This window comes from Paraburkholderia flava (assembly GCF_004359985.1).
In the GTDB taxonomy this organism is placed as follows: domain Bacteria; phylum Pseudomonadota; class Gammaproteobacteria; order Burkholderiales; family Burkholderiaceae; genus Paraburkholderia; species Paraburkholderia flava.
In genome coordinates this window covers 1040054-1064709 of the sequence record NZ_SMRO01000001.1, presented here as the reverse complement: position 1 = coordinate 1064709, position 24656 = coordinate 1040054, and the positions used below count along the sequence as shown (strand labels likewise).

At 62.8% G+C, this 24656-nt stretch carries 19 protein-coding genes; 8 read left to right on the top strand and 11 right to left on the bottom strand.

What is annotated here, in order from left to right; translation table 11 throughout:
• Positions 1-142 precede the first annotated feature (142 nt).
• A complete protein-coding gene (locus E1748_RS04660) occupies positions 143-1153 on the top strand; it encodes a zinc-binding alcohol dehydrogenase family protein (RefSeq protein WP_133645968.1) in 1011 nt (336 codons plus the stop codon).
• A gap of 179 nt (positions 1154-1332) precedes the next feature.
• Positions 1333-4410, top strand: a complete 3078-nt coding sequence (locus tag E1748_RS04655; RefSeq protein WP_133645967.1) for a transglycosylase domain-containing protein — start codon at positions 1333-1335, stop codon at positions 4408-4410.
• Positions 4411-4419: 9 nt separating this feature from the next.
• On the opposite strand, the gene E1748_RS04650 is transcribed toward E1748_RS04655, so the two are convergent.
• The 4 genes from E1748_RS04650 to E1748_RS04635 all read right to left on the bottom strand — a co-directional run bounded on the left by E1748_RS04650 (position 4420) and on the right by E1748_RS04635 (position 8596).
• Positions 4420-5646 carry an ROK family transcriptional regulator gene (locus E1748_RS04650; protein ID WP_133645966.1) on the bottom strand — a complete coding sequence of 409 codons (1227 nt, stop codon included), beginning with the start codon at positions 5644-5646 and terminating at the stop codon, positions 4420-4422.
• A gap of 29 nt (positions 5647-5675) precedes the next feature.
• On the bottom strand, positions 5676-6467 hold the full coding sequence (locus E1748_RS04645) for an ATP-binding cassette domain-containing protein (protein WP_133645965.1): 792 nt from the start codon (positions 6465-6467) through the stop codon (positions 5676-5678).
• A gap of 41 nt (positions 6468-6508) precedes the next feature.
• Positions 6509-7495, bottom strand: a complete 987-nt coding sequence (locus E1748_RS04640; protein WP_133645964.1) for an ABC transporter permease — start codon at positions 7493-7495, stop codon at positions 6509-6511.
• Positions 7496-7585: 90 nt separating this feature from the next.
• Positions 7586-8596 (bottom strand): sugar ABC transporter substrate-binding protein, encoded by a 1011-nt coding sequence (locus tag E1748_RS04635; protein ID WP_133645963.1) that lies wholly within the window; start codon positions 8594-8596, stop codon positions 7586-7588.
• Between the two features lie 563 nt (positions 8597-9159).
• Between E1748_RS04635 and E1748_RS04630 the strand changes: the two genes are divergently transcribed.
• Positions 9160-9540 carry a hypothetical protein gene (locus E1748_RS04630; RefSeq protein ID WP_133645962.1) on the top strand — a complete coding sequence of 127 codons (381 nt, stop codon included), beginning with the start codon at positions 9160-9162 and terminating at the stop codon, positions 9538-9540.
• Between the two features lie 506 nt (positions 9541-10046).
• Positions 10047-10979 carry an MBL fold metallo-hydrolase gene (locus tag E1748_RS04625; RefSeq protein WP_133645961.1) on the top strand — a complete coding sequence of 311 codons (933 nt, stop codon included), beginning with the start codon at positions 10047-10049 and terminating at the stop codon, positions 10977-10979.
• Positions 10980-11077: 98 nt separating this feature from the next.
• Here the strand turns inward: E1748_RS04625 and E1748_RS04620 are convergent, their stop codons facing one another.
• Genes E1748_RS04620 through E1748_RS04590 form a run of 7 tightly spaced genes read right to left on the bottom strand, consistent with a single transcriptional unit; the run spans position 11078 to position 19148 of the window.
• A complete protein-coding gene (locus E1748_RS04620) occupies positions 11078-12019 on the bottom strand; it encodes a glycosyltransferase family 2 protein (protein WP_133645960.1) in 942 nt (313 codons plus the stop codon).
• Between the two features lie 46 nt (positions 12020-12065).
• Complete coding sequence (locus E1748_RS04615) at positions 12066-13274, bottom strand: HlyD/EmrA/EmrK family protein (protein ID WP_133645959.1); 1209 nt, start codon at positions 13272-13274, stop codon at positions 12066-12068.
• A complete protein-coding gene (locus E1748_RS04610) occupies positions 13267-14757 on the bottom strand; it encodes an efflux transporter outer membrane subunit (RefSeq protein WP_166653502.1) in 1491 nt (496 codons plus the stop codon). Before E1748_RS04610 ends, E1748_RS04615 begins: the two co-directional genes overlap by 8 nt.
• A 32-nt stretch (positions 14758-14789) precedes the next feature.
• Positions 14790-16346, bottom strand: coding sequence for a DHA2 family efflux MFS transporter permease subunit (locus tag E1748_RS04605; RefSeq protein ID WP_133645957.1), 1557 nt, complete (start codon positions 16344-16346; stop codon positions 14790-14792).
• Positions 16343-17620, bottom strand: a complete 1278-nt coding sequence (locus E1748_RS04600) for a glycosyltransferase (protein WP_133645956.1) — start codon at positions 17618-17620, stop codon at positions 16343-16345. Before E1748_RS04600 ends, E1748_RS04605 begins: the two co-directional genes overlap by 4 nt.
• Positions 17621-17658: 38 nt before the next feature.
• Positions 17659-18225 carry a methyltransferase family protein gene (locus E1748_RS04595; RefSeq protein WP_133645955.1) on the bottom strand — a complete coding sequence of 189 codons (567 nt, stop codon included), beginning with the start codon at positions 18223-18225 and terminating at the stop codon, positions 17659-17661.
• Positions 18226-18227: 2 nt separating this feature from the next.
• Entirely contained in the window at positions 18228-19148 is a 921-nt protein-coding gene (locus E1748_RS04590; protein ID WP_133645954.1) for an alpha/beta fold hydrolase, read from the bottom strand.
• 1130 nt (positions 19149-20278) lie between these two features.
• On the opposite strand from E1748_RS04590, the gene E1748_RS04585 reads away from it, so the two are divergent.
• From E1748_RS04585 to E1748_RS04570, 4 genes are read left to right on the top strand one after another with little or no spacing between them, the layout of a single operon-like run.
• Positions 20279-21541: a TAXI family TRAP transporter solute-binding subunit gene (locus E1748_RS04585; protein WP_166653501.1), complete on the top strand. Its 1263-nt coding sequence runs from the start codon at positions 20279-20281 to the stop codon at positions 21539-21541.
• Positions 21538-22350, top strand: a complete 813-nt coding sequence (locus tag E1748_RS04580) for a class I SAM-dependent methyltransferase (RefSeq protein ID WP_133645952.1) — start codon at positions 21538-21540, stop codon at positions 22348-22350. Before E1748_RS04585 ends, E1748_RS04580 begins: the two co-directional genes overlap by 4 nt.
• Positions 22347-23966: an ABC transporter permease subunit gene (locus E1748_RS04575; protein ID WP_166653500.1), complete on the top strand. Its 1620-nt coding sequence runs from the start codon at positions 22347-22349 to the stop codon at positions 23964-23966. Before E1748_RS04580 ends, E1748_RS04575 begins: the two co-directional genes overlap by 4 nt.
• Positions 23953-24621, top strand: coding sequence for a polar amino acid ABC transporter permease (locus E1748_RS04570; protein WP_133645950.1), 669 nt, complete (start codon positions 23953-23955; stop codon positions 24619-24621). The genes E1748_RS04575 and E1748_RS04570 overlap by 14 nt, the downstream gene beginning before the upstream one ends.
• Positions 24622-24656: the final 35 nt, after the last annotated feature.

Genomic DNA, 24656 nt, shown 5'->3' with positions numbered 1-24656 from the left:
TGTCTATGGGATGCCCCGGCATCGACGTTTTAGTGTGGTAAGGCCAATGCAAAATAATCAGAAAATTGGCTTGACCAGTTGTGTCGGTTGCCGATAAATTCACGATGTCCTGTCCATCCCCGCAGGACCTCCTGGAATTCCTATGCTGACTGTCATCTGCGAAACCCCCGGCACGCTCGTCGCCACCGAACGAAGCCGTCCCGTGCGCGGCGCGAACGAAGTGCTGCTGCGCGTGAAGCGCGTCGGCGTCTGCGGCACCGATCTGCACATCTTCACCGGCAATCAACCGTACCTCGCCTATCCGCGCGTGATGGGTCACGAGCTGTCCGGCATCGTCGAGGAAGCTGACCCCGCAAGCGGACTCGCCGCCGGCGATCCGGTCTACGTGATGCCGTATCTGTCGTGCGGCACCTGTGTCGCGTGCCGTCAGGGCAAGACCAATTGCTGCGTGAACATCCAGGTGCTCGGCGTGCATCGCGACGGTGCGTTCACCGAATACCTGAGCCTGCCCGCGCAGTTCGTCCACAAGGCCGACGGCATCTCGCTCGACGAAGCGGCGATGATCGAGTTTCTCGCGATCGGCGCGCATGCGGTTAGGCGCGGTGTAGTGCGCGAAGGCGAGCGCGTGCTGGTGGTCGGCGCGGGACCGATCGGCATGGCGGCGGCGATTTTCTCGAAGCTGCGCGGCGCGGTCGTCACGACACTCGACACGCGCGCGGACCGCCTCGCGTTCTGCCAGCGCGAGTTGCAGGTGGATGCGACCGTGCAGATCGGCGAGCACGATCGCGACGAACTGGTGAAGCTGACAAACGGCGAATTCTTCGACGTGGTGTTCGACGCGACCGGGAACGTTCGCGCGATGGAGCGCGGCCTGGAGTTCGTCGCGCATGGCGGACGCTACGTGCTGGTGTCGATCGTGCGCGACACGATCGCGTTTTCGGACCCGGAATTCCACAAGCGCGAAACGACGCTGCTCGCGAGTCGCAACGCGACGGCGGAAGATTTTTCGACGGTGCTGGACGCGATGCGCGCGGGGAAGGTGCCGACCGCCGCGCTGAATACGCATCGGCTGAAACTCGCCGACGTGCCGGCTCAGTTTCCCGCGTTGCTCGATGCATCGGCGGGCGTCGTGAAGGCGATCGTGGAGTGTTGACGAAGGGGAGGGGAAGGGCACTGCGAACTTCACAGTGTAGCCGCGTTTTGCGCGTCTGCAAACGCTCCGAACGAATGTACTGACGGCGCAACGCAACACCCGCGCGGTTTGCGAATCGGCGCTAGACTAGCTGCTGACACGACGTTTTTGTGGCTTGTTACTGCGCAGGAGACGCAGCCATGAATCGGCCGCTGGTTCGCATTCCGCATCGCGCGATCGGCACTACGTCCTTCTGGACGTGGTTCAAGTGGCTTCTTTTCGTCGCGTTTCTGCTGGCCGTCGCGATTACGTACCGCGTGGTGCGCACCGAGATCGAAACCTCGCGGCTGCAGGCTCACTATCTGTCTGAACTGACGCGCGACGTCGGCTTCACGGTGGGCGAGGGCCGCAGCGACAGCATCCGTTTTCCCGCCAAAGGCCCTTACGATACCCGGCTCGGCTACGCGCAGTTGCCGGCGTTCGAAGCACGTCTCGCGTCGCGCGGCTACGTCGTGACCGCACAGGCGCGCGATTCGGTCCGGATGACCGATCTCGCTGACGACGGCCTCTTCCTCCCCTACGAAGAAAAAGACCAGGCCGGGCTGCAACTGTTCGACGCGGCGGGCACACCGCTCTTCGACGCGCGCTATCCGGCGCGCGTGTACGGCAGCTACGACGACGTGCCGCCACTCGTCACGAATTCGCTGCTGTTTATCGAAGACCGCTATCTGCTCGACGCTTCGCAACCGAACCGCAATCCCGCGATCGACTGGGGGCGCTTCAGCCGCGCGCTCGTCGATCAGGGCGCACGGTTTTTCAATGCACATCAGCAGACGCCGGGCGGCAGCACGCTCGCGACGCAGATCGAGAAATTCCGCCATTCCGCGGGCGGCCGCACCGCGACGCCGCCGGAGAAGCTGCGGCAGATCGCGTCCGCGTCGGTGCGCGCGTATCTGAACGGACCGCAGACGATGCCCGCGCGCCGACAGATTGTTGTGCGCTATCTGAACTCGGTGCCGCTTGCCGCGCAGGCGGGCATCGGCGAAATCAACGGGATCGGCGACGGGCTCGCTGCGTGGTACGGTCGCGACTTCGCGGACGTGAATCGCATTCTCAAAGCACCGCTTTCCACCGATCCGGATCAACTCGCCGCGCAAGGTCTCGCGTTCCGGCAGGTGCTGTCGCTGATGATCGCGCAACGCGCGCCGTCGTTCTTTCTGCAACGCGGCTATCCGGAACTCGAGAAGCTAACCGACAGCTATCTGCGACTGCTCGCGGCGAACGGTGTCGTACCGATGCCGCTGCGCGATGCCGCGCTGAATGCGCAGTTGGTGTTGCATCGACAATCGAAGGCGCCGCCCGTGACGTCGTTCGTCACGCGCAAGGCCGTGACGTCGCTGCGTTCGCAGTTGCTCGGCGCGCTGGGTGTCGCGAATCTCTACGATCTCGACCGGCTCGATCTGCGTGCGACCGCGACGCTCGATAACACCGTGCAGCAGGCGGTCAGCGAACGGCTCGCGAGCGCGGCGACGAAAGACGGTGCGCGTGCAGCCGGATTGATCGGCTTCGAGATGCTGCGCGCGCAGGACGATCCGTCGAAGATCGCGTACAGCTTCACGCTGTTCGAGCGACGCGGCGGTGCTAACCTGGTACGCGTGCAGACCGACAGCGTCGACCAGCCGTTCGACATCAACCAGGGCGCGCGACTGAATCTCGGATCGACTGCGAAACTGCGTACCATCGTCACGTATCTGCAGATCGTGTCGGACCTGCACACGCGTTACGGCGGCATGAGCGTCGCGCAATTGCAGGCGGTGCAGCCGGACCGTCAGGACGTGCTGACCCGCTGGGCACTCGACTACCTCGCGAAAACGCCGGACCGTTCGCTGCGCCCGATGCTCGATGCGGCCGTCGAGCGTAAATACTCGGCGAGCGCGGGCGAAACGTTCTACACGGGTGGCGGCGCGCAGACATTCACCAATTTCGAATCGAGCGACAACGATCGCATTCTCACGGTGCATCGCGCGTTCCAGCACTCGGTGAATCTCGTGTTCGTGCGGTTGATGCGCGACATCGTGCGCTATGAAATGATCCAGACGTCGGGGCCATCGTCGCAATGGCTTGACGATCCGGCGACGCGGCAGAAGTATCTGCAAGGCTTCGTCGATCAGGAAAGCCGCGTGTACGTGAACCGCTTCTACACGAAGTATCACGGCAAGAGTGCCGACGATGCACTCGCGACGATGCTGCATTCGGTACGCAAATCGCCGCAGCGTGTCGCGACCGTGCTGCGCAGCGTTGCGCCGAACGAACCGACTGCATGGTTCGACACGCAGATGCGCGCGGCGCTGAAGGGCACGCCGGCCGCGTCGCTGTCCGACGACGACCTCGCCACGCTGTACGCGAAGTACAGCATGGACCGCTTCAATCTGAACGATCGCGGCTACATCGCGAAGGTGCATCCGCTCGAATTGTGGACGGCAGCGTATCTGCGTGCGCATCCGGATGCAAGCGTGAACGACGTGCAGAATGCGAGCCGCGACGCGCGCTTCTCGTCGTACACGTGGCTCTTCAAAACGCGCTATCACGCGACTCAGGATCGCCGTATCCGGCACATGGTCGAGCTGCGCGCATACGATGCAATCGGCAAATCCTGGCAGGCGCTCGGCTATCCGTTCGCGAATCTGACGCCTTCATATGCGGCAGCGATCGGTGCATCCGGCGACCGGCCGGTCGCGCTCGCGCAGCTGATCGGCATCGTCGCCGACGACGGCAACCGCGTCCCGACGCAAAGCGTGACGTCGCTCGATTTCGCGTCGGGCACGCCGTACGAAACGCGCTTCGCACACGTCGCCGCGCCGGCACAACCGTTGATCTCGCCGGAAATCGCGGCGGTCACGCGCGTGCTGCTGCGTGACGTCGTGAACGGCGGCACCGCGAAGCGGCTCGCGCAAGGTATTTCGTTGCCCGATGGCCGCACGCTCGATGTGTACGGCAAAACCGGCACTGGCGATCAGCGGTTCAACGTGTTCGCGCCTGGCGCGCGCTTGATCGAGTCGCGCAAGGTGAATCGCAGCGCGACGTTCGTGTTCGTGATCGGCGATCGTTTCTTCGGCACGTTGACCGCTTATGTCCACGAGCCGTATGCGGCGCGATATGACTTCACGAGCGCGCTGTCGGTGCAGTTGCTGAAGTCATTGACGCCGGTGTTGCAGCCGTTGCTCGATGACGATCGCCGCAACGAGGGCACTACACCACGCGTCGCTGCATCAAGCTGAAGCGTGGGCTCAAAACGGCGCGTCCACCGCTGGCTTCAAAAACAACTCATGCACCGGCGCAAAATGCGCATATAGCGGCAGAATCGCACCGCCCATCGCGCGCGCGTCCGCACCGATCGTCCCTTCGAGCAACTGCGGCCGCACCATCCCTTCCCATTCGAAACGATCGAGCACGCGCTCGGTGCGTCGAATGATTTCGCGGACCAGTTGCCGGTCCAGTTCACCGTCGATCACCACCGCTTCGAGATCGAGCAACGCAGCGGCGTTAGTCAACGCACCGGCGATCGCCGGGCATGCAGCATCGAGCCATTGCTCGGTGTGACGCCATAACTCCGCCGACAACGCGCGGTGATCGTGCGCGGCTGCGGGCGGCGCACCGGATGCGCCGATCGCCTGTTCGAGCACGAAGCCCGACGCGGTGTGCAATAACTGTCGAGCGGGCGTCTTCGAACGCGACGAACCCGCGAGCGGAATCGAACCGACTGCGCCAGCGTTGTCGTGTGGCCCGCTATGCAGCCGCCCATCGATCACCAGACCACCACCGATAAACGTCCCGACGAACAGATACAGAAAGTTGTGAATGCCGCGCCCCTGGCCCATCACGAGTTCAGCGGCGCATGCAGCGGTCGTGTCCTTCGCGAATTCGACGGGCAGGCCGGTCATTGCCTCGATGCGCGCGCGGATGTCGATGTCGTGCCACGCGTCGAGCGCTTCCTGCGGTGCGCCCAGAAAATCCCGCCAGCCGCCGAGCCACAGCGGCGCCGCTACGCCGACACCGACCACCTTGCGCGCACGTGCGCCGAGCGCCGCGTTCACGCGCGCGAGTTTCGTTTCGAGCGCGGGAAACAGCTGACGCGGATCGGGGTACGCATAGTCGACCACCTCGCGACAGTGGACATTGCCGGTGAAGTCCATCGCGAGCACGTCGAGGCTGCGGCGCCCGACCTTGATGCCGATCGTGAATGCGCCATCGGGCCGCAACGCGATCGGCACCGAAGGCTGACCGATGCGCCCGCGCACACGCGGCTGCTTGACGAGCAACCCGTCGTCGATCAGCCGCTCGACGATCATCGATACCGTCTGCATCGACAGCCGCGTCAGACGCCCGACGTCGGCCTTCGGCAACGGACCGTGCAGACGGATCGTCTGCAGCACGATCCGTTCGTTGAACTGCCGCATGCCGACCTGATTCGAGCCGACCGTGCGCTGTTTCGGCGAGCGAGTCCCGGTGTCCATGGTGCGTGCCGGTCAGTCGCGAACGAAGATCATGCGATCGCCTTGACGTCCGCTTCTTTCGCACCGGTCATGATCGCGACCGCTTCGGACATGTGGATGTCCTTCGCGTTGACGAGCGCCGCGCGCCGGCCGAGCCGTTGAATATGGATGCGGTCTGCGACCTCGAACACATGCGGCATGTTGTGGCTGATCAGGATCACGGGCAGACCGCGATCGCGCACGCGACGGATCAGCTCGAGCACCATGTTGCCTTCCTTGACGCCAAGCGCGGCCGTCGGCTCGTCGAGAATCACGACGTGCCGTGCGAACGCCGCGCTGCGTGCAACCGCGACGCCCTGACGCTGACCACCCGATAACGTTTCGACAGCCTGACGCATCGACCGGATGCCGATCTGCAGACCCTTCATATGCGCGGTCGCTTCATCGAGCATGCGGCGTTTGTCGATCATCTTCAGCAACGAGCCGCGCCAGCCAGGCTTCACGAGTTCACGGGCGAGAAACAGGTTTTCTGCGATGCTCATCGCGGGCGCGACCGCGAGTTCCTGGTAGACGGTTTCGATACCCTGTTCGCGCGCGTCGAGTGGGCTACGAAATTTCACCGGCTTGCCGTCGAGCAGGATCTCGCCTTCGTCGGGCACGGTTGCGCCGGACAGCGCCTTGATCAACGACGACTTGCCCGCGCCGTTGTCGCCGATCACGGCGAGAATTTCGCCGGGCAGTACTTCGAAATCGCAGCCGTCGAGCGCGGTGACCTGGCCGTAGCGCTTCACGAGGCCACGTGCCTGCAGCACCGGGGTCGGGGCGGATTGAGGGGTCGACATGACAGTCTCCTGGAATTCCGGGGGCAGGGGCGCGTGCGAACTCACGCGCGGCGATGCGAAAGCCGGTCGGCGGCGACGGCGAGAATCACCAGGATCCCCGTAATCAGCACCTGGTACACCGACGACACACCGATCAGCGTCAACCCGTTGCGAAACACACCGACGATCAACGCGCCGAGCAGCGTGCCGACCACCGAGCCGCGTCCGCCGAACAGACTCGTGCCGCCGAGCACGACCGCCGTGATGCTGTCGAGATTTTCGGTCTGGCCGGCCTGCGGATCGCCGACACCGGTGCGCGACACCGACAGCAGCGCAGCGATGCCGTAGATCGCGCCGGCCAGCGTATAGACGGTGAGCAGAATGCGTTGCGACGACAGCCCCATCAAACGTGCGGCCTCGGGGTTATTGCCGAGCGCGTACAGATGACGTCCCGGCACCGTGTCGCGCAGCACGAACCACGCGACGAGGTACATCAGCAGCGTGAGCACCGTGCCGTACGTGATCTCGGCAGCGCCGAGGTGGAACGTGTTGCCGAGAAACATGATCGCGTCGGGCAGATTCGATACGCTTTCCGCGTTCGAATAGATCTGCGTCAACGCGAACGCGATGTTCAGCGTGCCGAGCGTGACGATGAACGGCGGCAGCTTGATGCGCGTGATCAGCACGCCGTTCAGTGCACCGAACAGCGCACTCGCCGCGATGCCGCAGAAAATCGCGACGATCGGCGGCATGCCGAGCACGACCGCGAACTTGGTCATCACGATCGAGCCGAACGCCATCACCATCCCGCACGACAGATCGATGCCGGCGGTCAGCACGATCAATGTCTGACCGATCGCGATCACGGCGACGACCATCGTCTGCTGCAGGATCAGCGACAGGTTCTGGACCGACAGGAAACGGTTGCTCTGCGAGATGAAAAACGCGCAGGCGAGCAGCAGTGCAATCAGCGGACCGATTTCCGCCAGCGACGGCAGACGATCGGCGAAACGGCGCGACGAAGACGCCGGCGCGGAGGGAGTCGACATGATGGATTCCTCGATGCAGGGGCGCGGTGGGCCCCGTGACTCACGTTGCGGATCGCGCGGCATGCATGCCGTGCGATCCGCACAGCGGCGTTACTTGTTGCCCCAGCAGTTGTCGAGGCCGAACTTCGTGTCCTTGCTGTCGACGCCGGACATCGGCTTGTCGGTAATCAGCGTGACGCCGGTGTCGTGATAGCCGCTGACCTTCTTGCCGGTCTTCGCGTACTCGACGCCTGCTTCGACGCCCAGTGCGGCCATTTTCAGCGGGTACTGCTGCGACGTCGCGGCGATCGCGCCGGCCTTCACGTTGCGCACGCCTTCGCAGCCGCCGTCGATCGACACGATCATCACGCTCTTGTCCTTGCCCGCCGCTTTCAGCGCGCGATACGCGCCCGCTGCGGCCGGTTCGTTGATCGTGTAGACGACGTTGATGTCCGGCGACTTCTGCAGACAGTTTTCCATCGCCGTTTGTCCCTTCGCCTGATCGCCGCGCGTGTCCTGGCTGCAGACGATCGACGGATCGCCTTCCTTCACGCCGAAGCCCTGCAGAAAGCCGTTATGACGCAGCACGCCGACCGAGATGCCGGGCGCGAGATCGAGCGTCGCGATCTTGGCCGGCTTGTTGCCGAGTGCAGCTTTCGCGTATTCGCCGATCAATACGCCGGCCTTGAAGTTGTCGGTGGCGAAGAGCGCATCGGTGGCGTCCTGCGGCTCTGTCGGCGTGTCGAGCGCGATGACCATCGTGCCCGCTGCGCGCGCTTTCTTGATGCTCGGCACGATTGCCTTCGTGTCGCTCGGCGTGATCAGGATTGCTTTCGCGCCAGCGGTCAGCATGTTTTCGATGGCCGTGACCTGACTCGCGTTGTCGCCGTCGAACTTGCCCGCGGCCGTGAGAAGCTTCGCGCCGCTTTTCTGCGCCGCGCCTTCGGCACCCTCTTTCATCTTCACGAAGAACGGGTTCGTGTCGGTCTTCGTGATGAGGCCGACGATCGGTTGATCGGCGGCCTGCGACGCGCTCGCGCACCAGAGCGCGGAAGCAGCGATGCAGAGTGCGGCAACGCGCCGCGCGACAGGGTAGCTACGGGAATGCTGGGTCAGGGCCATGGGTTGCTCCTCCGGGTTGTTGACGACGTCTCGGGACGGGTGATGGGCGATGGGTACGCCTCTCTTTGTGGTGTCCGTGCTGCCTGGGGCTGGTCGCTGGTTTGTCCGCGGCCTGGCAGTTTGGACTAAATCACTTTGGTTTATTTAGTACAGCAGGGTGGAGGAAGGGTGTCAAGGAAGGCCGGGTAGTGCGGCGCAGTAACGGAACGTGGCGACATCGTGGGTGACGCATTGTGCTGCCTGCGAGAGCGCGTGATTTTGCGGTGCAGCGATTGTGCTGGTTGATTCGGGTAAATCGGGAGGTGGGTGACTGCCTGCTGTGACGCGCTGGTAATGCATGAGAATGGCTGCTTTTCGATCGGATGACTGGTAGTCTGCCGACTGATTGAGACGTTCGACATGGGTGCCTGGATCGTTCACCCCATGAAGCTCATGCGGCAGCGACAAGATGGTGGCGAGCGGGGGATATGAGCTCACCGTTTTTCGAATGCGCGCTTGCCGGTGTTGCATGTGTTAGGTCAATAGGTCGCATATCTCTGACAGACCTTACCCTCGACTAGATCATGAATCTTAAACGGCCGCTTTCCGTCACCATAATCTCCTGGATCGCTGTTGGCTTCGGCATAGTGACGCTACTGATGGCCGCGGAAAAACCGCAATTGCTTGCGGCAGATGACAGTGGGGTACTGGCGGCTGTGATCAACATCCTTTCTATCGGTGCAGATATTTTATGCGGACTGTGGATGCTTAAAGGCTCTCGCCTGGCACGCATTCTCTTCGTTGCTAACAGGGCGGTGACGCTCATGATCTCCGGTATCAAGCTCTCAACTCTTGGTTTGCCATCTCTGATTCTTCCAGTATTGGTTATTGACGGAATCATGTTTTATTTTTTGTATGCGCCTGCCGCCGCGCAGTTTTTCGCTGGCTCGGCACGTAAAACATGAGTGAGGCTATTGGGTTTGCGATGCAGTGTCGGGCGCAGCGCGAGATCGAGACATGACTGCAGAGCCGAACGATCGACAATATGATCGGAAGTTCGAAAATAAAATGAAGCGGCTGTCTCCCTCTGAGTTATCCGATCTGCTAGCCGAAAACGGGCAAGAGCCTGATGAGCACTAGGGCAATCAAGGCCAGGTCCGCCTCACGTGAAACCTCCAGCCGGCCCGCTCGCGGTGGGAATCGCAAGCGAGCAGATCGCGATCAATGCCCATGCGTTAGATAAGCCTGTCACACGCGTTGCCCTGCGATTACCAGGCGTCCTGATTGTTGCCGTGCGGACAACACGGTGAGCGCCTTCAGGACGCTACTGGCGTTCGCTTCCGCCGACTAGAATCCGTCGCACGGTCGATCGAAACGCAAGCAAAGCGAAGCGCGCGAAATTCGCGGTCACGATAGTGAACCGCGCCACCCCGCGTCGCTCCCCCAATCAATTGACAGGACCATATTGAAGATGAGCGCAACAACCCGCAATGTGAAGCCGGTCGTCTCTAACCTTGGAAAGGAAGGTTCGGGCGAACTGGTGTCATCCCGCTACGCCGTGCGCGTCGGTGACGTCGACGTCGTGCTGATCAGCGATGGCGTGTTGCCGTTGCCGACCTCCACCATGTCCACCAACGTGAGCGAAGTGGACCGCAACGAATGGTTCGACGGTCGCTTCCTGCAACGCGACACGTTCGACTGGGCGCTGAATATCGCGCTGATGCGCAGCGGCGACCGTGTGATCCTGGTCGACTCGGGCGTGGGCGAAGGCTTCGAGTACTTTACGCGCGCCGGTCGATCGGTGATGCGTCTGGAAACAGCCGGCATCGACCTGGCCGCGATCACCGACATCGTGATTACGCACATGCATATGGACCACGTCGGCGGGTTGAACGTCGATGGCGTGAAGGCCAGGCTGCGCCCGGACGTGCGCGTTCACGTGTCGGCCGCCGAGGTGGAATTCTGGAAAAATCCGGACTTCAGCAAGACGGTGATGCCGGAAGCGGTTCCCCCCGCGCTCCGCAAGGCCGCCGAAAAATTCGTGACGCTCTACAGCGAAAACATCGTGCAGTTCGATCAGACCGTTGAAGTCGCGGCGGGCGTATCGGCACGCGTGACGGGTGGGCACACGCCGGGGCACTGCGTCGTGGACGTCGCCTCGAAAGGCGAGAAACTGACCTTCGTCGGCGACGCGATTTTCGAAGTCAACTTCGATCATCCCGATTGGCAAAACGGCTTCGAGCACGATCCCGAAGCGGCGGTGGATGTGCGTATCGCGCTGTTCAACGAAGCCGCTGAAACGGGCGCTATGCTGGCCGCAGCGCACGTCGCGTTTCCGTCGATTGGTCACATTGCGAAGAATGGAAAGGGCTTCCGCTTCGTGCCGGTGCAGTGGGACTACTGATGTAGATTGCACGGAAGGCTGTTGGAAAAGCGCCGCGGGCTCACAAGGTTTGCGGCGTTTTCTTTGCAGGCGCTCGCTTGCCCAGCGACTAACAGAACTTATCCCCGCCGAACCCGCTGCGCCAGCCACGCCGCCAACCCAGGCCGTGCCGTCTCGATCGGCCCAAGCTGCCCAAACAACCCATCCGCGACGCCCATAAAAATACTTCGCAGCTTCGTGACCTTATCCGCTTCGAACAGCAAAACCTGCAACGCTTGCCATATTGTCCACAGATTCGGACTGAACGCGACCGGAAACCGCATCCCATACTTCATCGCGATGTACATCGCGTTGCGCGCGGTGTAGTACCTGCGTGCAGGCGCATGATTCTCCGACGTCAGCATGAACGGCCCCAACTGATGCCGTCGCTTGTTGCCGATTCTATGCGGCAGCACGAGCTGCGGGATCACATACAGCGGCACGTCATGCGCCAATGCGCGAAAACAGTATTCGGTATCGACGTGATCGATAAAAAGCGATTCGACAAAGGTGCCCAGCGTCTCGAATGCACGCCGCGACACCACACATCCCGACGAAATCAGAAACGAGCAACGCTGTGCGCGAGCACCGGGCTCCAGTCGCAGACGACGTACTAGCAGCCCATCGATAACGATCTCCGGCAGAAAGCGCTTTTCGTTATCGTCGTAGATGCGCGGCCCGAGCATGAACGGTTTGGCACCGAGTTCGTCGCACATGTCGCGCATCACGTCGAAGTATTCGGGCGGCGGGGACGAGTCCTGATCGAACAGCGCGACCGCATCGGCGCCCGCTGCGAAAAGCTGTGCAAGCCCGCGATTCAGCGCACCGGCGATGCCGTTGCGGTTGCCGTCGTGCAGAAGCGGCATGTCGGCTGCGCCGAGTATCGCTGCCGCTTGCGCGTCGGGTTGCGGCGAGTTGTCGATTGCAATCACCGGGCTGCAATGTTTGCGTAGCGACACCGCATGCGCAAGCTCTTCCGCGCTCGGATGAAACAGTACGATCAGTGCGCCCAGTGTCGTCATCGCGTTCTGCTCCCCAGCTGGGGAACCGTCATGCTTCGAAAGAGTTTCATTGTTGCGCACCGTCGATCACCGCACTGACGATCCCGTCTGCCTGCTGCATCGTGTCGTCGTCGGCGACAGGCGTTCTCTTCATGCGCGGCGAAGGCTCCGATGTCGTGATCGTGCCGCTGCGATCATGCGTATCGACCGACACATCCATCGATACACCCAACGGCAGCGGATGCGTCGCAATTTCAGCGGGCACGAGCGAGATCGTCACCGGCAGACGCTGCACGACTTTGATCCAGTTGCCCGCCGCGTTCTGCGGCGGCAGCATCGAGAACACGCTACCCGTACCGGGCGCTAGACCCTCGACACGGCCATGAAACACCACGCCCGAGCCGTACAGGTCCGACACGATCTTCACCGGTTGTCCGATACGTACGTGACGAATCTGCGCTTCCTTGAAATTCGCCTCGATCCACAACTGCGACAGCGGCACGACCGCCATCAACTGCGCGCCCGCAGCAACGGGCTGGCCGATCTGCACCGAGCGCTGCGTGACGCAACCGGCGACCGGCGCGGCGATCGTCGTGTGCGCGAGATTCACGTACGCAAGCCGCACTTGCTGCGCAGCGTCTGCCACCGCAGGACTGTCCTTCGCGTCGGCGGGACCGGTTGCCGCGCGGCCCGCTGCCAGCTGGTTGCGAGCAGCCGCGAGATTCGCACGCGCAAGCGTGACCGACGACTGCGCACGCGCATACTCTTCGCCGGAGACGACTTCCGACGGCGCATTCGAACGCGCTTTCAGCGCCTGTTCCGCGAGCGCGAGATCGGCAGTGCGCGCACGGACCGCATCTTCGTACATCGAATTCGTAAAGCCGGTTTGCCGCGTTTGCCGCACGGATTGAACGAGGCCGGCCTTCGCGCGTTCGAGCGCGATCTGCGCATCGGTCTGATCGAGTCGCACGAGCGGCTGGCCCGCCTTCACGCATTCGGTATCGACGACCGCGACATCGCGTACGACACCCGGCGCGCGCGCGGCGATGCGCACGATGTTGCCCGTCACGTAGGCGTTGTCGGTGCTTTCCGTGTAGCGGCCCCACACGAGCCATTCAATCGCGGCCCCGAGCGCCGCAAGCAGTACGAGCGCGGCCAGTACCGCGAACATCGCGTTGCGCCGACGTACCTTGCGCGGGTCGCGCTGATCCGGTGCGTCCTGCACGTCGATGATCGCTGGCGCCATGTCGGCTTCGGACAGATTGTCTCTATGCATGCCCGTGGTTCTCTTTGATGTCGTAATCGAAGCCGCCGCCGAGCGCGCGGATCAGCGCGATTTTCGCGTCGCGCCGCTGCGCGCGCAGTGTCACGAGGCGAAGCTGTTCGTCGGCGAGCGCAAGACGCGCGGACAGCACCTGTTCCTCCGGCAGCAGGCCGCGCTTATGCCGTTCGTCTGCTATCCACGCAACACGCGAGCGCGCCGCGACGGTCTGTTCCTGCAACGCGATCTGCGCGTCGGCGCTGCGCACGCTCGTGATCGAGCGCGCTACTTCGCCGAGCGCCGTATCGAGCGTCTTGTTGTAGAGGCCGATCATCGCGTCTGCGTTCGCCTGTTCGCCGTGCAGTTGCGCGCGCAGTTGCGGCCGTTCGAAGATCGGTAGCGACAGGGCAGGACCGATCGCGAACAGCGCAGACGAACTGGACAGCAGCGAGCCGACATTCAGCGACGAAAAACCCGCTGCGCCGATCAGATCGATGTTCGGATAGAAGCGTGCGCGTGCTGCGTCGATCCGTCCTTCGGCGGCTGCGACGCGCAGGCGAGCGGCGACGATGTCGGGTCGACGGCCAAGCAGATCGAGCGGCAGGTTCGCAGGCAACGCCAATGCGGTGGCGCTCGATGCGGCGAGCGTGGGGCGTGCGAGCTTCAGACCGCGCTCGGGTCCGTTGCCGGTCAGCACGCCGATCTGCAGACGGATCTGCGTGATTGCGTCGTCGGCCTGTTGCAGTTGCAGCGCGAGATCGGTCTGACGTGCGCGCGCGGTCTGCACGTCGTAACCGGTATCGAGACCGCGTTTCATGCGGTTTTGCAGGATCGCATCGCGACGCTGTTCGTCCTGCTGCTTCTGCACGACCAGATCGCGCGCGGCGTAGTCCGCGTCGAACTGACCGTACAACTTGACGAGCGTCGTCACGAGCGACAGGCGCGCCTGCTGCGCGTCGACACGCGTCGCATCGCGCTCGGCGACCAGCGAACGCGTGATCGCGCGATTGCGGCCCCACAGGTCGAGGTCGTAGTGCGCGGCGCCGATGATGCTCGAAGGCGACGTCCACGGGTCGCTGAACAGATCGATCGGGATGGTGGTGCCCGCGTAGTTCACGTTCGCGGCACCGTCGACCCTCGGCATCCTCGCCTTCAGCGCGTTCGCGGTCACGGTACCGCCGAGTCCGGTCGTCGTGCCGAACGTGTCGAGCTGCGCCTGTGCGGAAGCGATCCGAGCGTTCGCGATGTCGATGTCGGGGCTGTTCGCACAGGTCTCGTCGACGAGCGCGACGAGCTGCGGATCGCCGAACGAGGCGACCCAGTTTGTTGCTGGCCAGTCGGTCGTGTTCGGCGCTGTACTGCTGCGCGTGGTGTTCGCGAGCGCGTCGGCCTTCGGTACGTGCAACGCTAAGGCATGACGTGCGGTGCCGTCGTCGATGCATGCGGTGAGCGTCGACACGAGCAGCATCGAGACGGCGAGCGTGCGAAGGCGGATCATAGACGTATGGTTTAAACAGCGCGTCATGGTCATCAATGCCCCGCACCTGCTGCGGACAAACGGCGCGCGGGCCGCGTCATCCACATCGTTGCCGCGAGCACCAGACACACGATGCAGGCCATATAGAAGAGATCGTTGGTCGCCATCATGTACGACTGCTGCTGCACGACCTCGCGAATCACCGGCAACGGTCCTGCGCCCGCGAGCCCCGCATCGTGCAGCGACTGCGCGAACATACTGGTGCCGTCGGACGCGGCCGTCACTGACTGACGCAGCGTGCCATAGTGAAACGCTGCACGGTTGTCCCACCACGTGACGCTGAGCGCGGTGCCGAACGCGGCCGACAGCGTGCGCAGAAAATTCGACAGCCCCGATGCGGCGGCGAGCTTGTGATCCGGCACGCGCGACACGATCGCGGCTGTCAACGGAATGAAGAAGCAGGGCAGCCCGATGCCCTGGATCAGCATCGGCGTGACGATCTGCTGGAAGGTCATCGTCAGTGTGAAGTGCGCGGTGTCCCACGCGAGCACACCGAAAAACACGAGAAAGCCGAACGACGTGACGACGCGCGCGTCGATCTTCTCGAGATAGATACCGATCAGCAGCGAGAAGACGAGCGCGAGGATACCGAGCGGTGCGGTTGCCATGCCTGCCTGGAATGCGCTGTAGCCCATCACGGTCTGCATCCACAGTGGAAAGATCACGCCGATCACCGAGAACGCGACCATGCCGAACGAAATGATCGCGACGCCGAACGAGAACGTGCGGTCGCGGAACAGCGACAGGTCGATCACCGGATGCGTTTCCGCCGATTCCCAGATCAGCAGCGATGACAGCGCGAGCGCGGCGACGACCGCGAGCGTGACGATCATCGGCGAATCGAACCAGCCGTTTTCGCGGCCGAGATCGAGTACCGCCTGCAGCGAACCGACACCGACCACCAGTAGCACGATGCCGGGGATGTCGATGCGCGCGCGCTTCTCAGGCGCGGGATCGCGACGAAGCAGCAACGTGCACGCCACGAATGCGAACACGCCGATCGGCAGGTTGATGAAGAAGATCCACGGCCACGAGAAACGATCGATGATCCAGCCGCCGAACACCGGTCCGAAGATCGGTGCGAGCAGTACGGTCATCGCCCACAGCGCGAGCGCGAGCACGCGCTGCTGCGGCGGAAACGCGCGCAGCAGGATGGTCTGCGACAACGGCACCATCGGGCCCGAGCTAAGCCCCTGCAGCGATCGAAAAACCACCAGCATTTCGAGGTTCGGCGCGGTTGCGCACATCAACGACGTCAGCGTGAACAGCAGCACGGCGATCACGAAGAGCCGTGCTTCGCCGACACGGTTCGATAGCCACCCGGTCAACGGCACGGCGATGGCCGCCGACACCGAGTACGAACTGATGACCCAGCTCGCCTGCGAGTTCGATACGCCGAGACTGCCGGCGATCGACGGCACTGCGACGTTGGTGACGGTCGAATCGAGGACTTCGATGAAGGTGGCCAGCGATAGCGCGAACGTCAGCAGAGCGAGCTTCGCGCCGTGCAGAAGCGGTGCGGACTGAGGGTGCGGAGGTGCGCCCGTCATGCGCGCGCATCCAGTGCTTCGAGTGCGGGCACCGACGGTGCGAAGCGCTCGATGTACTGTGACGCGGCGACGGTTGCATCGGGGGCTTCGGCGATATGACGGCGCATCTGCGCGCACTGCGCGGCGACGGCGGGATCGCGCGTCAAACGTGTCAGTGCGGCTGCAATTGCGCGTCCGCTAGCCGGTCCGTCGATGCGCAGACCGCAGCCGGTTTTCTCGATGCGCGCGGCGTTGTCGAACTGATCGTGCGCGAACGGCGTGACGACCTGTGGGATGCCGCTTGCGAATGCGGGCGCAGCCGTGCCGATACCGCCGTGATGGACGATCGCCGCACAGCGCGGCAGCAGCGTTTGCATCGGGACGAACGGCCGCAGTTTGACGTGCGGATGCGCGGCGAGCGCAGCAGGCGTGCTGCGCGTGAGCACAATCGCGCGCACGCCGGTCAGGCGGATCGCTTCCTCCACTGCACCGAAGAACGCGCGCTCGTCGATCAGCGTCGAGCCCGCGGTGATGGCGATGGGCGGTGCGCCGGCAGACAGGAAATCGGCGAGGTCGTCGTCGAGCGGTGCGAGACCGGTTTCGCGGGCCATCGGAAAGCCGCACAGAAAGCGATTGGACGGCCAGTCGGGTTGAGGCTTCGCGAACCATTCGGGGAACAGGCACAGCACGCCGTCCGGCGAATGCAGCCATTTGCCGAGGATGCGTCGTGCGGGCGCGAGGCCGATTTCATTACGCACGCCGTTCAATGCGGGGCCGAGCGCCGGGTCGAGTACGGCTTTTTCGATCAGACGCATCGATGCGATGCGAATCTGCAGCGGCAGCCACATCGGCACGGTGAAGCGCTTGTGCGTCGGCGGTGCGTGACTGGACAGGAGCGTCGACGGCGAGACCTGCACCGAGATATACGGCGTGCCCTGAATCTCCTGCACGATGCGCGCGGAGAAGGCCCATAGCGAGCCGACCATGATCGTGTCGTCGGTGACGAGCGCGGTCAGTGCATCGACGTGCGGACGGATGGTCGGCGCGATCACTTTCCACAGCGTGCGAAACGACGTGCGCGGATGCCACAGCGCTGGATTCGCGAGCGCCTCTTCGTATTCCTGCGCGGTGCCGATCGGCACGAAGCGAAAGCCCTGCTGCTCGACGAGCGGTGCAAACGGCGGATGCGTGCAGAAGACGATGTTGTGCCCACGGTCCGCGAGCGTGCGGCCGATCGCGAGAAACGGATGCACGTCGCCGGTCGAACCGATCGCCGTGATGATGATCTGTGCCATACGTGTTGTGCCCCGGGGTGCCTGACGTGCGCGACGGATCAGTACAGTCCCGGTACCAGCGCACGAACTTCACGCTGGTACACGCGGTAGCCTTCGCCGAAACGTTCGGACAACCAGCTCTCCTCGATGCGGACCTTGTACGCGAGCGACGCGAAGATCATCGCGAAACCGATTACGCCCAGCCACTCGCCGCGGATCATCGCCGAGCCGATCACGCCGAGCAGACAGCCCGTATAGATCGGATGCCGCACGAGTCCGTACGGTCCGCTGCGGATCAGTTCGTGCGCATCCTTCAGCGTGACCGATACGCTCCAGTTCGTGCCGAGATGCAGGCGTGCCCATACCGTGAACGCTAGCCCCGCTATCAGTGCAACGAGCCCCGCGGCTTGCAGCGTGCCGAAGTTGTCAGCGCCAGCGGGCAGGCCGAACGCAGCCGGCGGCAGCACGACCAACGCACCGCCGAGAATCAGCAGCAGTGCCTGCGGTGTGCGCGACAACCGGCCTTCGAGACGCACGGTCTGCTTGGTGCCCGACGACGCACGAACCCAGTACGCGAGCCATATCAGCCACGGCACCACGATGACGGCGGAACGCAGGTAGGCCATGCTCAGGCTCCGAATGACGTGTTGAGCCCGATATGGGCAAACGTTTGCTCTTGAGGCGAGGGAATCAGCGACGGCGACGTCGTGTGCGCGGGCGTTGTGGGCGCGCCGTAGAAGCCGAGAATTTCCTCGCGCACTGCAGCCGCCTGCGCACGGCCTTCGAGATCGAGGAAGTGGCCGGCGTCGGGGATCGATGCGAACTGCGCGCCTTTCACGTAAGGCAGGATCTGCCGGATGTCGTGCGCGGTGGTGTGTTCGTCGAGTGCGCCGTTGATGAACTTCACCTGGCAGCGGATATCCGCGAGCCTGGGCAGGTAGGCATCCGGTTCCAGCGCGAGAATCTGGTCGACGTGGAACGCGACCTGATCGACTTCATCCTTTGGCAGCGCAGTCAGGTAGCGGTAGTTCAGCAGCTTCACGATGCGCGGCAGATGCTGCCCGACCGTATCGTTGAGCAGTTGTGCGGCGAGCCGGTTTTCGCTGCGTGAAAGCAGGTCCCGCGCGGAGGTGACGTAGCGGACCATCGCGTCGTTCAGGAACGGCGAGAACGAGCAGATCGTCGCGCGGCGAATGCTGCTCGCGCCGCGCGAGAGCGCAAGCAGCGCGGCCAGTCCACCCCACGACACCGAGCATAGAAAAGCGGGTTTGAAGCGATGGATCAGCTCGAGCAGGATGTCGACCTCGTCGTCCTTGGTCAGCACGGACGAGCTCTTGTTGTGCTGGCGAGACTGCCCCGCATACGGTAGATCGAAGCACACGACGTTGTACCGTTCGCCCATGTACTTGATCGTCTGTCCGAACGACGCGGTCGTCGCCAATGCGCCGTTGATCAGGATGACGCTGTCCGCGTGCGGATGGAACACATGCCGTTCGACATGCACGTTGAACGAATTCGCGAGGCGAACGACTACTTTCTCGACAGGCATGTCATCTCCGCGTTTCGAAAGACAAAACGACCCACCATCGCGCCATGAAGGGCGATCACGGTGAACTACTTCAGCCGAATTCGATGCGAGCCGTGACGGCGGGCCGTCACGGCAAGCCGCACTAAAAAGTACTACTAAGCTCATTACGCGGAACGAATTGTGCGGCGCAATGTCGTGACCGGAATATAGTCCGACGATACGGGTAAACGCAAGAGAAAAAGTTTGAGTAATTAGAATTTCCTTATGTTGCTTTATAAAAATAAACATGCTGCATAAATTTAATCAAAACGACTTGCGTTCGATGCATGAGCACATGCACCGGAACGGCCATGTCACGGTGCGTGAGGCGACCATGTTTAGCTAAGCAGTCCTGGACACGCGGACGACACATCAGCTGTATACGAGGTGGCGCGTTGCCGGATCGATGCGGAAAAAATACAGGCTGAACATAGGTAGGGTGGTTCGAAAGCCGCATGAATCCTCGTTCTTGCTCAAACTGCCAAAATACGTAGGAGAACCGTAAGATCGGGCGAGCCGGTTCGCCATTCGGTACATCTCATGCGATCAGCTACGTTCCGCCTTTCGCGTCGACCGGTTGTTTACCTCGTTCGTCCGTGTCACGCCAGGCGTTGACACTGCTACAAAAAAATCGGACGACAGCGTTTTAATTGATCGAATGAATGGAGGGTGCGTTCTATTGAAAAATGAATAAATATGAACTGAGTAAATAATAAGGATTTGATTAAAGTTCATATCGAAATCTATTCCGGCTAACGAAATTGCAGGCGAAATTCGATCCCCGATGCATCGCGCAGGGGCACGTCGTCGGGCATTTGCACCGGAACCGGGCGCCGTCGTTACCTGCCTGCAAGCGTGACTTTCGCCCTGTGGCTTTGGTGCAAACGAATGCCACATTTCCGTCGCGTCGGCCGGTTTTTACACTGGCTTCCGTACCTCGACCTTACGCGGCGTCGACAGCAACAGCGAAAGGTCACCACGATAACGAAGGCGTACGCACGGCCGGCCGATGATGCGCATGGCCGCGCGCAATGCCGACCACGGTAGCCGTCGATCGTCCAGATGCCGCGGGTAACGGGGAATCCGAACGGGAATTCGACATGTGGCGAACCATGCAGAAACTTCGGCGTCCGCACGTATTGCTGAGTGCGCTGGTGCTCGGTGGCGTCGTGTACGCGACCGTGCACGTGCTGCCGTCGCGGCACATCCGCATCGCGGCCGGACCGGTCGGCGGCAGCTTTTATGAAACCGCGGTGGAGTATCGGAAGATCATCGAGCAGAAGGGCTATCGCGTCGAGATCGTGCCGTTTCAGAACACCGACGAGATCGGCGCAGAGGTTGCTGACGATCGCCGTCATCTCGACATCGGCTTTGTTGCCGGCGATCTTGGCGCCGGGACCCGTGACAAGCTGATGTCGCTCGGCGACATCCAGTTGCAGCCGATCTTCATTTTCGAAAACGGACACACCGCTGCAACACGGCAAGTCCACGCATTCTCCGACCTGCGCGGCATGAGCCTTGTGCTGCCGCCCGAGCGCAGCCTGACGAGCCGCACGCTGCTCGGCATCTTCGCGCTGAACGGGATCGACCCAACCAACACGCACATCGAATTCCTGCCGCTCGATCAGGGCATCGATCGCCTGAAGCGGGGCGAGTTCGATGCGGGGCTGTTCATTCTCGCTGCCGACAGCGACCTGATGGCCGACCTCGCGAAAGATCCCAACCTGACGATGGTGCAGATCGCGCAGCAAACCGCGATCACGAAGAAGCTGACCTATCTGAAGGAAATCACCTTGCCTGCCGGGGTTTTCGATCTCGCGAAGAACCGCCCCGCGCAGAACGTCGGGATGCTCGCTGCGACGATTTCGGTGGCTGCGCGGCGTGACCTGCCGCCGGCGACGACCTATGCGGTGCTTGAAGCGATGCGCGAGGTGCATCGCCGAAGCAGCTACGTCAACCGCTCCGATGAGTTTCCGCGCTATTCGGGCAACGTCGATCTCGCGGAAAGCCGCGTCGACGATTTCTATCGCAACGGCACGCCGTGGACGTATGCGCATTTTCCGGCAGCGCTGGCGAGCGTGATCGACAGCTATCTCGCACCACTGCTCGCGCTGTGGGTAGCGGCCGGTGTCGTGAATGTGATCGCGGAGCTGGAGCGTGTGCGCCTTTTCTTCATGATGCTGTTTGCGCGCGGGGCAGTGTGGTGGATGCGCCGACGCGCGCGAAGAGGCGTTGCGCCATCGCGTACGACGCTCGCAGTGATCCGCAAGATCGAGGCCGGTCTCGCGAAAGAGGATCACGGCGCGCACGACTTGCTGGCGCAGTTGCGCGAAGCGGCACATGGCGAAACTGCTGCAACGCGGAGCGCGTCATGACCCCGGACCGCTTCGTCGACCCCGTCGCCGCAGAAATGCAGCACACGTACGACCGGTATTTCTCGAGCGACGGCTACCGGCAGCGCTATCCGCAGCCCAATGCAACCACGCTTGCGTTCCTGCTCGACAATGGCGCGCGTAGTGCCGCGCGGATTCTCGATTTCGGCTGCGGCAACGGTCGCTATGCACTCGCGCTGCTCGCGGAATCGAACGCCCATGTGACTGCATTCGATATTTCAGCTGCATCGTTGACGGAGTTCGCCGATGCGCTGAAGCGTACGCCTTACGGCGATCGCGTCGCATTCATTCATGACGACCTGAGCGCACTCGGAAAGCCCGCTTCGTATGACCTGATTCTGATGCTCTTCGGCGTGCTGTCGCATCTCGGTGACCGCGCTGCGCGGGTCCGCACGTTGTCGGCGCTGCATCGTCTGTTGCGTAACGACGGTCGATTGATCCTGTCGGTGCCGTCGATTTACCGGCGCCGTCCGTGGGAACTACTGAAGGCGGCACTCGCGCGTCGCCTGGGCCGCGCGCAGCCACCGCAGGACGAAGGCGGCAACATCCATTTCACGCGACAGGTGAACGGCGATTCACTGACGTTCTTCTATCACCTGTACACGCTGCGCGATCTGCGCGCGGACCTCGCGGCTGCGGGCTTCGCTATCGAGCGCTGCGAAGCGGAGAGCGTGCTGCCCGAATGGTGGGTGACGCGATCGGGTGTGCTGCGCGGTCTCGATCGCATCGTGTCGCGTGGCATTACGCCTGCGCTCGGCTACGGCATCCGCGTGCTGGCGTGGCCAGCATGATGCGGCGTGCGCGTTCGCACAGAACACGTTCGCTGTGCGCGGTCGTTATCGCCATAGCTATCGCGGCGACAGCCACCACCGCACACGCGACCAGTCTGCTCGACACGATCCGTCAGCGCGGCGTACTGGTCGTCGCGGTAAAAACCGATTACCCGCCATTCGGCATGCTGTCGCGCGAAGCAGTGCAGGAGGGCTTCGAACACGATCTCGCCGCCGATCTTGCCATGCGTCTCGGCGTGCAACTGCATACCGTCGGCGTGACCGGAACGAACCGGCTACAGGTGCTTGATGAGGGCCGCGCCGACGTGACCATCGCCACGCTCGGCGATACGTCGGAACGTCGGCAGATCGCGACGCTGATCGAACCGGACTACTACTCGTCCGGCGTGACGCTGATGACGCGTCCCGACAGCACGCTGAAAACATGGGCTGCGATTCGCGGCGAAACCGTCTGCGCAACACAGGGCAGCTATTTCAACCGCACGGTGGCGACGCGTTATCTGGCGACTCTGCAGATCTACGCGAACGGCCGCGATGCGAAACTCGGCGTGCGCGACAAACGCTGCGTCGGCTGGCTGTTCGACAACACCGCGATAGCAGGCGATCTGCTGACTCCGGAATGGCGCGGCTATCGCATCGGCTTGCCGCCCGAGCTGATGACGCCGTGGGCGATCGCGATCGCTCGCACCGCGAAGGACGATCCGCTCGGAACCTTCATCGGCGATACGGTCGCGGACTGGCATCGAAGCGGCCTGCTGATCGCGCTCGAACGGAAATGGGGTCTGCCGCCGTCGGCGTTTCTCGCCGACATGCACACGTTGTGGACGCGTCGCGAGCCGAACGGCGCATGGCTGTGCCGTCGTCAAGCAGACGGACAGTGGCCGCCCACATGTCGCAATCCGATCTTCGTCACGTCGACCGACGTGACGGGGCTGCGCAGTTGGGGGCTGCGTGTGTTCGAGAAGACCGGTATCAATCTGACATACATCTACGACGATTACGAGCGAGCCGAATTTCTGCACGGCCTGTGGCTGACGCTTGCGCTGACCGTGTGCTGCGTGTCGGGTAGCCTTATGTGCGGCGTGGTGCTCGCGTTGCTTGCTGCGCGCGAATGGCCGGTCGTCAGCCGGGCGCTGCGCGGCTTCGCGCTGGTCGCGAGAATGACGCCGCCGCTGCTACAGATCTACGTGTTGGTGTTCGGCATCGGCAGTCTGGTCGCGGCACGCTGGGGTCTTCAGTGCAACGCGTTTGTCGCTGTCGTCGCGTCGTTGAGTCTGTACACCGGCGCGGGCGTAATGCAGGCACTCGAAGATGCGGCGCGCCACGAACGCCGCCTGACGCCCGGCTTCTCGCTACGCATCGCGACCATCGGCCCGTTGATCCATCAAGCGTCCGCATCGGTTACCGCGCTGCTCGTCAACGTGACGAAAGCGACGATGATGGCGAGCGCCGTCGCCGTGCCCGAACTGTTGTCGGTGTCGACATCGATTGTCGCGGAACACGGCAACGTCGCAACGATGATGAACACGCTGATGCTGATGTTCCTGCTGCCGGTGTTCGGCGTGCTGGGCCTGCTGCGCTGGATGGAAAAGCGGGGCACACATGGGCGGCATTGACGATCCCGATAGCATGGGCCATATCGTGAGCATGCTGCTCGCGTGGACGCCGTTTCTCGCGGGCGGCTTCGTTTGGAACATCGCGATCTCGGCGATTGCGATGATCGTCGGCAGCGTGTGCGGCTATTTTCTGATGCGGTTGCGCGTGTCGCCGCGCCGAACGTTCGCGAACACGGGCATGACGGTCACCGGGCTCACGCACAACATACCAACGTTCGTGTTTCAGTTCTATCTGGTCTTCATGTTGCCGAATACGTTGCCGCTGCCGTTTATCGCGGCACGCATGCCATTCCCGTCGTGGCTAAAGGCAGCCCTCGCACTGGCGCTCGCGGTGGCGGGCTTCGTGTCGGATCATCTACTGCGCGCGGTGCGTGCATGGCGCGCAGGCAATCGACGCGACGCACATCTATTTATATCAAGCTGGGGCAATTACTTCGTGATCGTCGTGATGGCGTCGTCGACGGCGTCGGTGATCGGCGTGCCGGAGATCGTCAGCCGCTGCAATACCGTGGTCAATGCAGCGGGCAGGACGGACATGATGCTGTGGGTGTATCTGTATGCAATGGTGTGGTTCTTCGTGTTCTGCTGCTCGGCGACGCTACTGATCCGCAAGCTATCGCATCGTCTCGACCGTCGGCTTGCGGAAGACACGTAGCCGCGATCATCCTCTGGTTGGGCGAACTGAAAGCC

Excerpts from the sequence above, each read along its gene's own strand:
- E1748_RS04655 (WP_133645967.1), top strand. The coding sequence starts at position 1,333 with ATGAATCGGCCGCTGGTTCGCATTCCGCATCGCGCGATCGGCACTACG.
- E1748_RS04640 (WP_133645964.1), bottom strand. The coding sequence starts at position 7,495 with ATGTCGACTCCCTCCGCGCCGGCGTCTTCGTCGCGCCGTTTCGCCGAT.
- E1748_RS04575 (WP_166653500.1), top strand. The coding sequence starts at position 22,347 with ATGATGCGGCGTGCGCGTTCGCACAGAACACGTTCGCTGTGCGCGGTC.
- E1748_RS04660 (WP_133645968.1), top strand. The coding sequence starts at position 143 with ATGCTGACTGTCATCTGCGAAACCCCCGGCACGCTCGTCGCCACCGAA.
- E1748_RS04630 (WP_133645962.1), top strand. The coding sequence starts at position 9,160 with ATGAATCTTAAACGGCCGCTTTCCGTCACCATAATCTCCTGGATCGCT.
- E1748_RS04650 (WP_133645966.1), bottom strand. The coding sequence starts at position 5,646 with ATGGACACCGGGACTCGCTCGCCGAAACAGCGCACGGTCGGCTCGAAT.
- E1748_RS04645 (WP_133645965.1), bottom strand. The coding sequence starts at position 6,467 with ATGTCGACCCCTCAATCCGCCCCGACCCCGGTGCTGCAGGCACGTGGC.
- E1748_RS04605 (WP_133645957.1), bottom strand. The coding sequence starts at position 16,346 with ATGACGGGCGCACCTCCGCACCCTCAGTCCGCACCGCTTCTGCACGGC.
- E1748_RS04635 (WP_133645963.1), bottom strand. The coding sequence starts at position 8,596 with ATGGCCCTGACCCAGCATTCCCGTAGCTACCCTGTCGCGCGGCGCGTT.
- E1748_RS04625 (WP_133645961.1), top strand. The coding sequence starts at position 10,047 with ATGAGCGCAACAACCCGCAATGTGAAGCCGGTCGTCTCTAACCTTGGA.
- E1748_RS04600 (WP_133645956.1), bottom strand. The coding sequence starts at position 17,620 with ATGGCACAGATCATCATCACGGCGATCGGTTCGACCGGCGACGTGCAT.
- E1748_RS04585 (WP_166653501.1), top strand. The coding sequence starts at position 20,279 with ATGCAGAAACTTCGGCGTCCGCACGTATTGCTGAGTGCGCTGGTGCTC.
- E1748_RS04615 (WP_133645959.1), bottom strand. The coding sequence starts at position 13,274 with ATGCATAGAGACAATCTGTCCGAAGCCGACATGGCGCCAGCGATCATC.
- E1748_RS04595 (WP_133645955.1), bottom strand. The coding sequence starts at position 18,225 with ATGGCCTACCTGCGTTCCGCCGTCATCGTGGTGCCGTGGCTGATATGG.
- E1748_RS04620 (WP_133645960.1), bottom strand. The coding sequence starts at position 12,019 with ATGACGACACTGGGCGCACTGATCGTACTGTTTCATCCGAGCGCGGAA.
- E1748_RS04570 (WP_133645950.1), top strand. The coding sequence starts at position 23,953 with ATGGGCGGCATTGACGATCCCGATAGCATGGGCCATATCGTGAGCATG.
- E1748_RS04580 (WP_133645952.1), top strand. The coding sequence starts at position 21,538 with ATGACCCCGGACCGCTTCGTCGACCCCGTCGCCGCAGAAATGCAGCAC.
- E1748_RS04610 (WP_166653502.1), bottom strand. The coding sequence starts at position 14,757 with ATGATCCGCCTTCGCACGCTCGCCGTCTCGATGCTGCTCGTGTCGACG.
- E1748_RS04590 (WP_133645954.1), bottom strand. The coding sequence starts at position 19,148 with ATGCCTGTCGAGAAAGTAGTCGTTCGCCTCGCGAATTCGTTCAACGTG.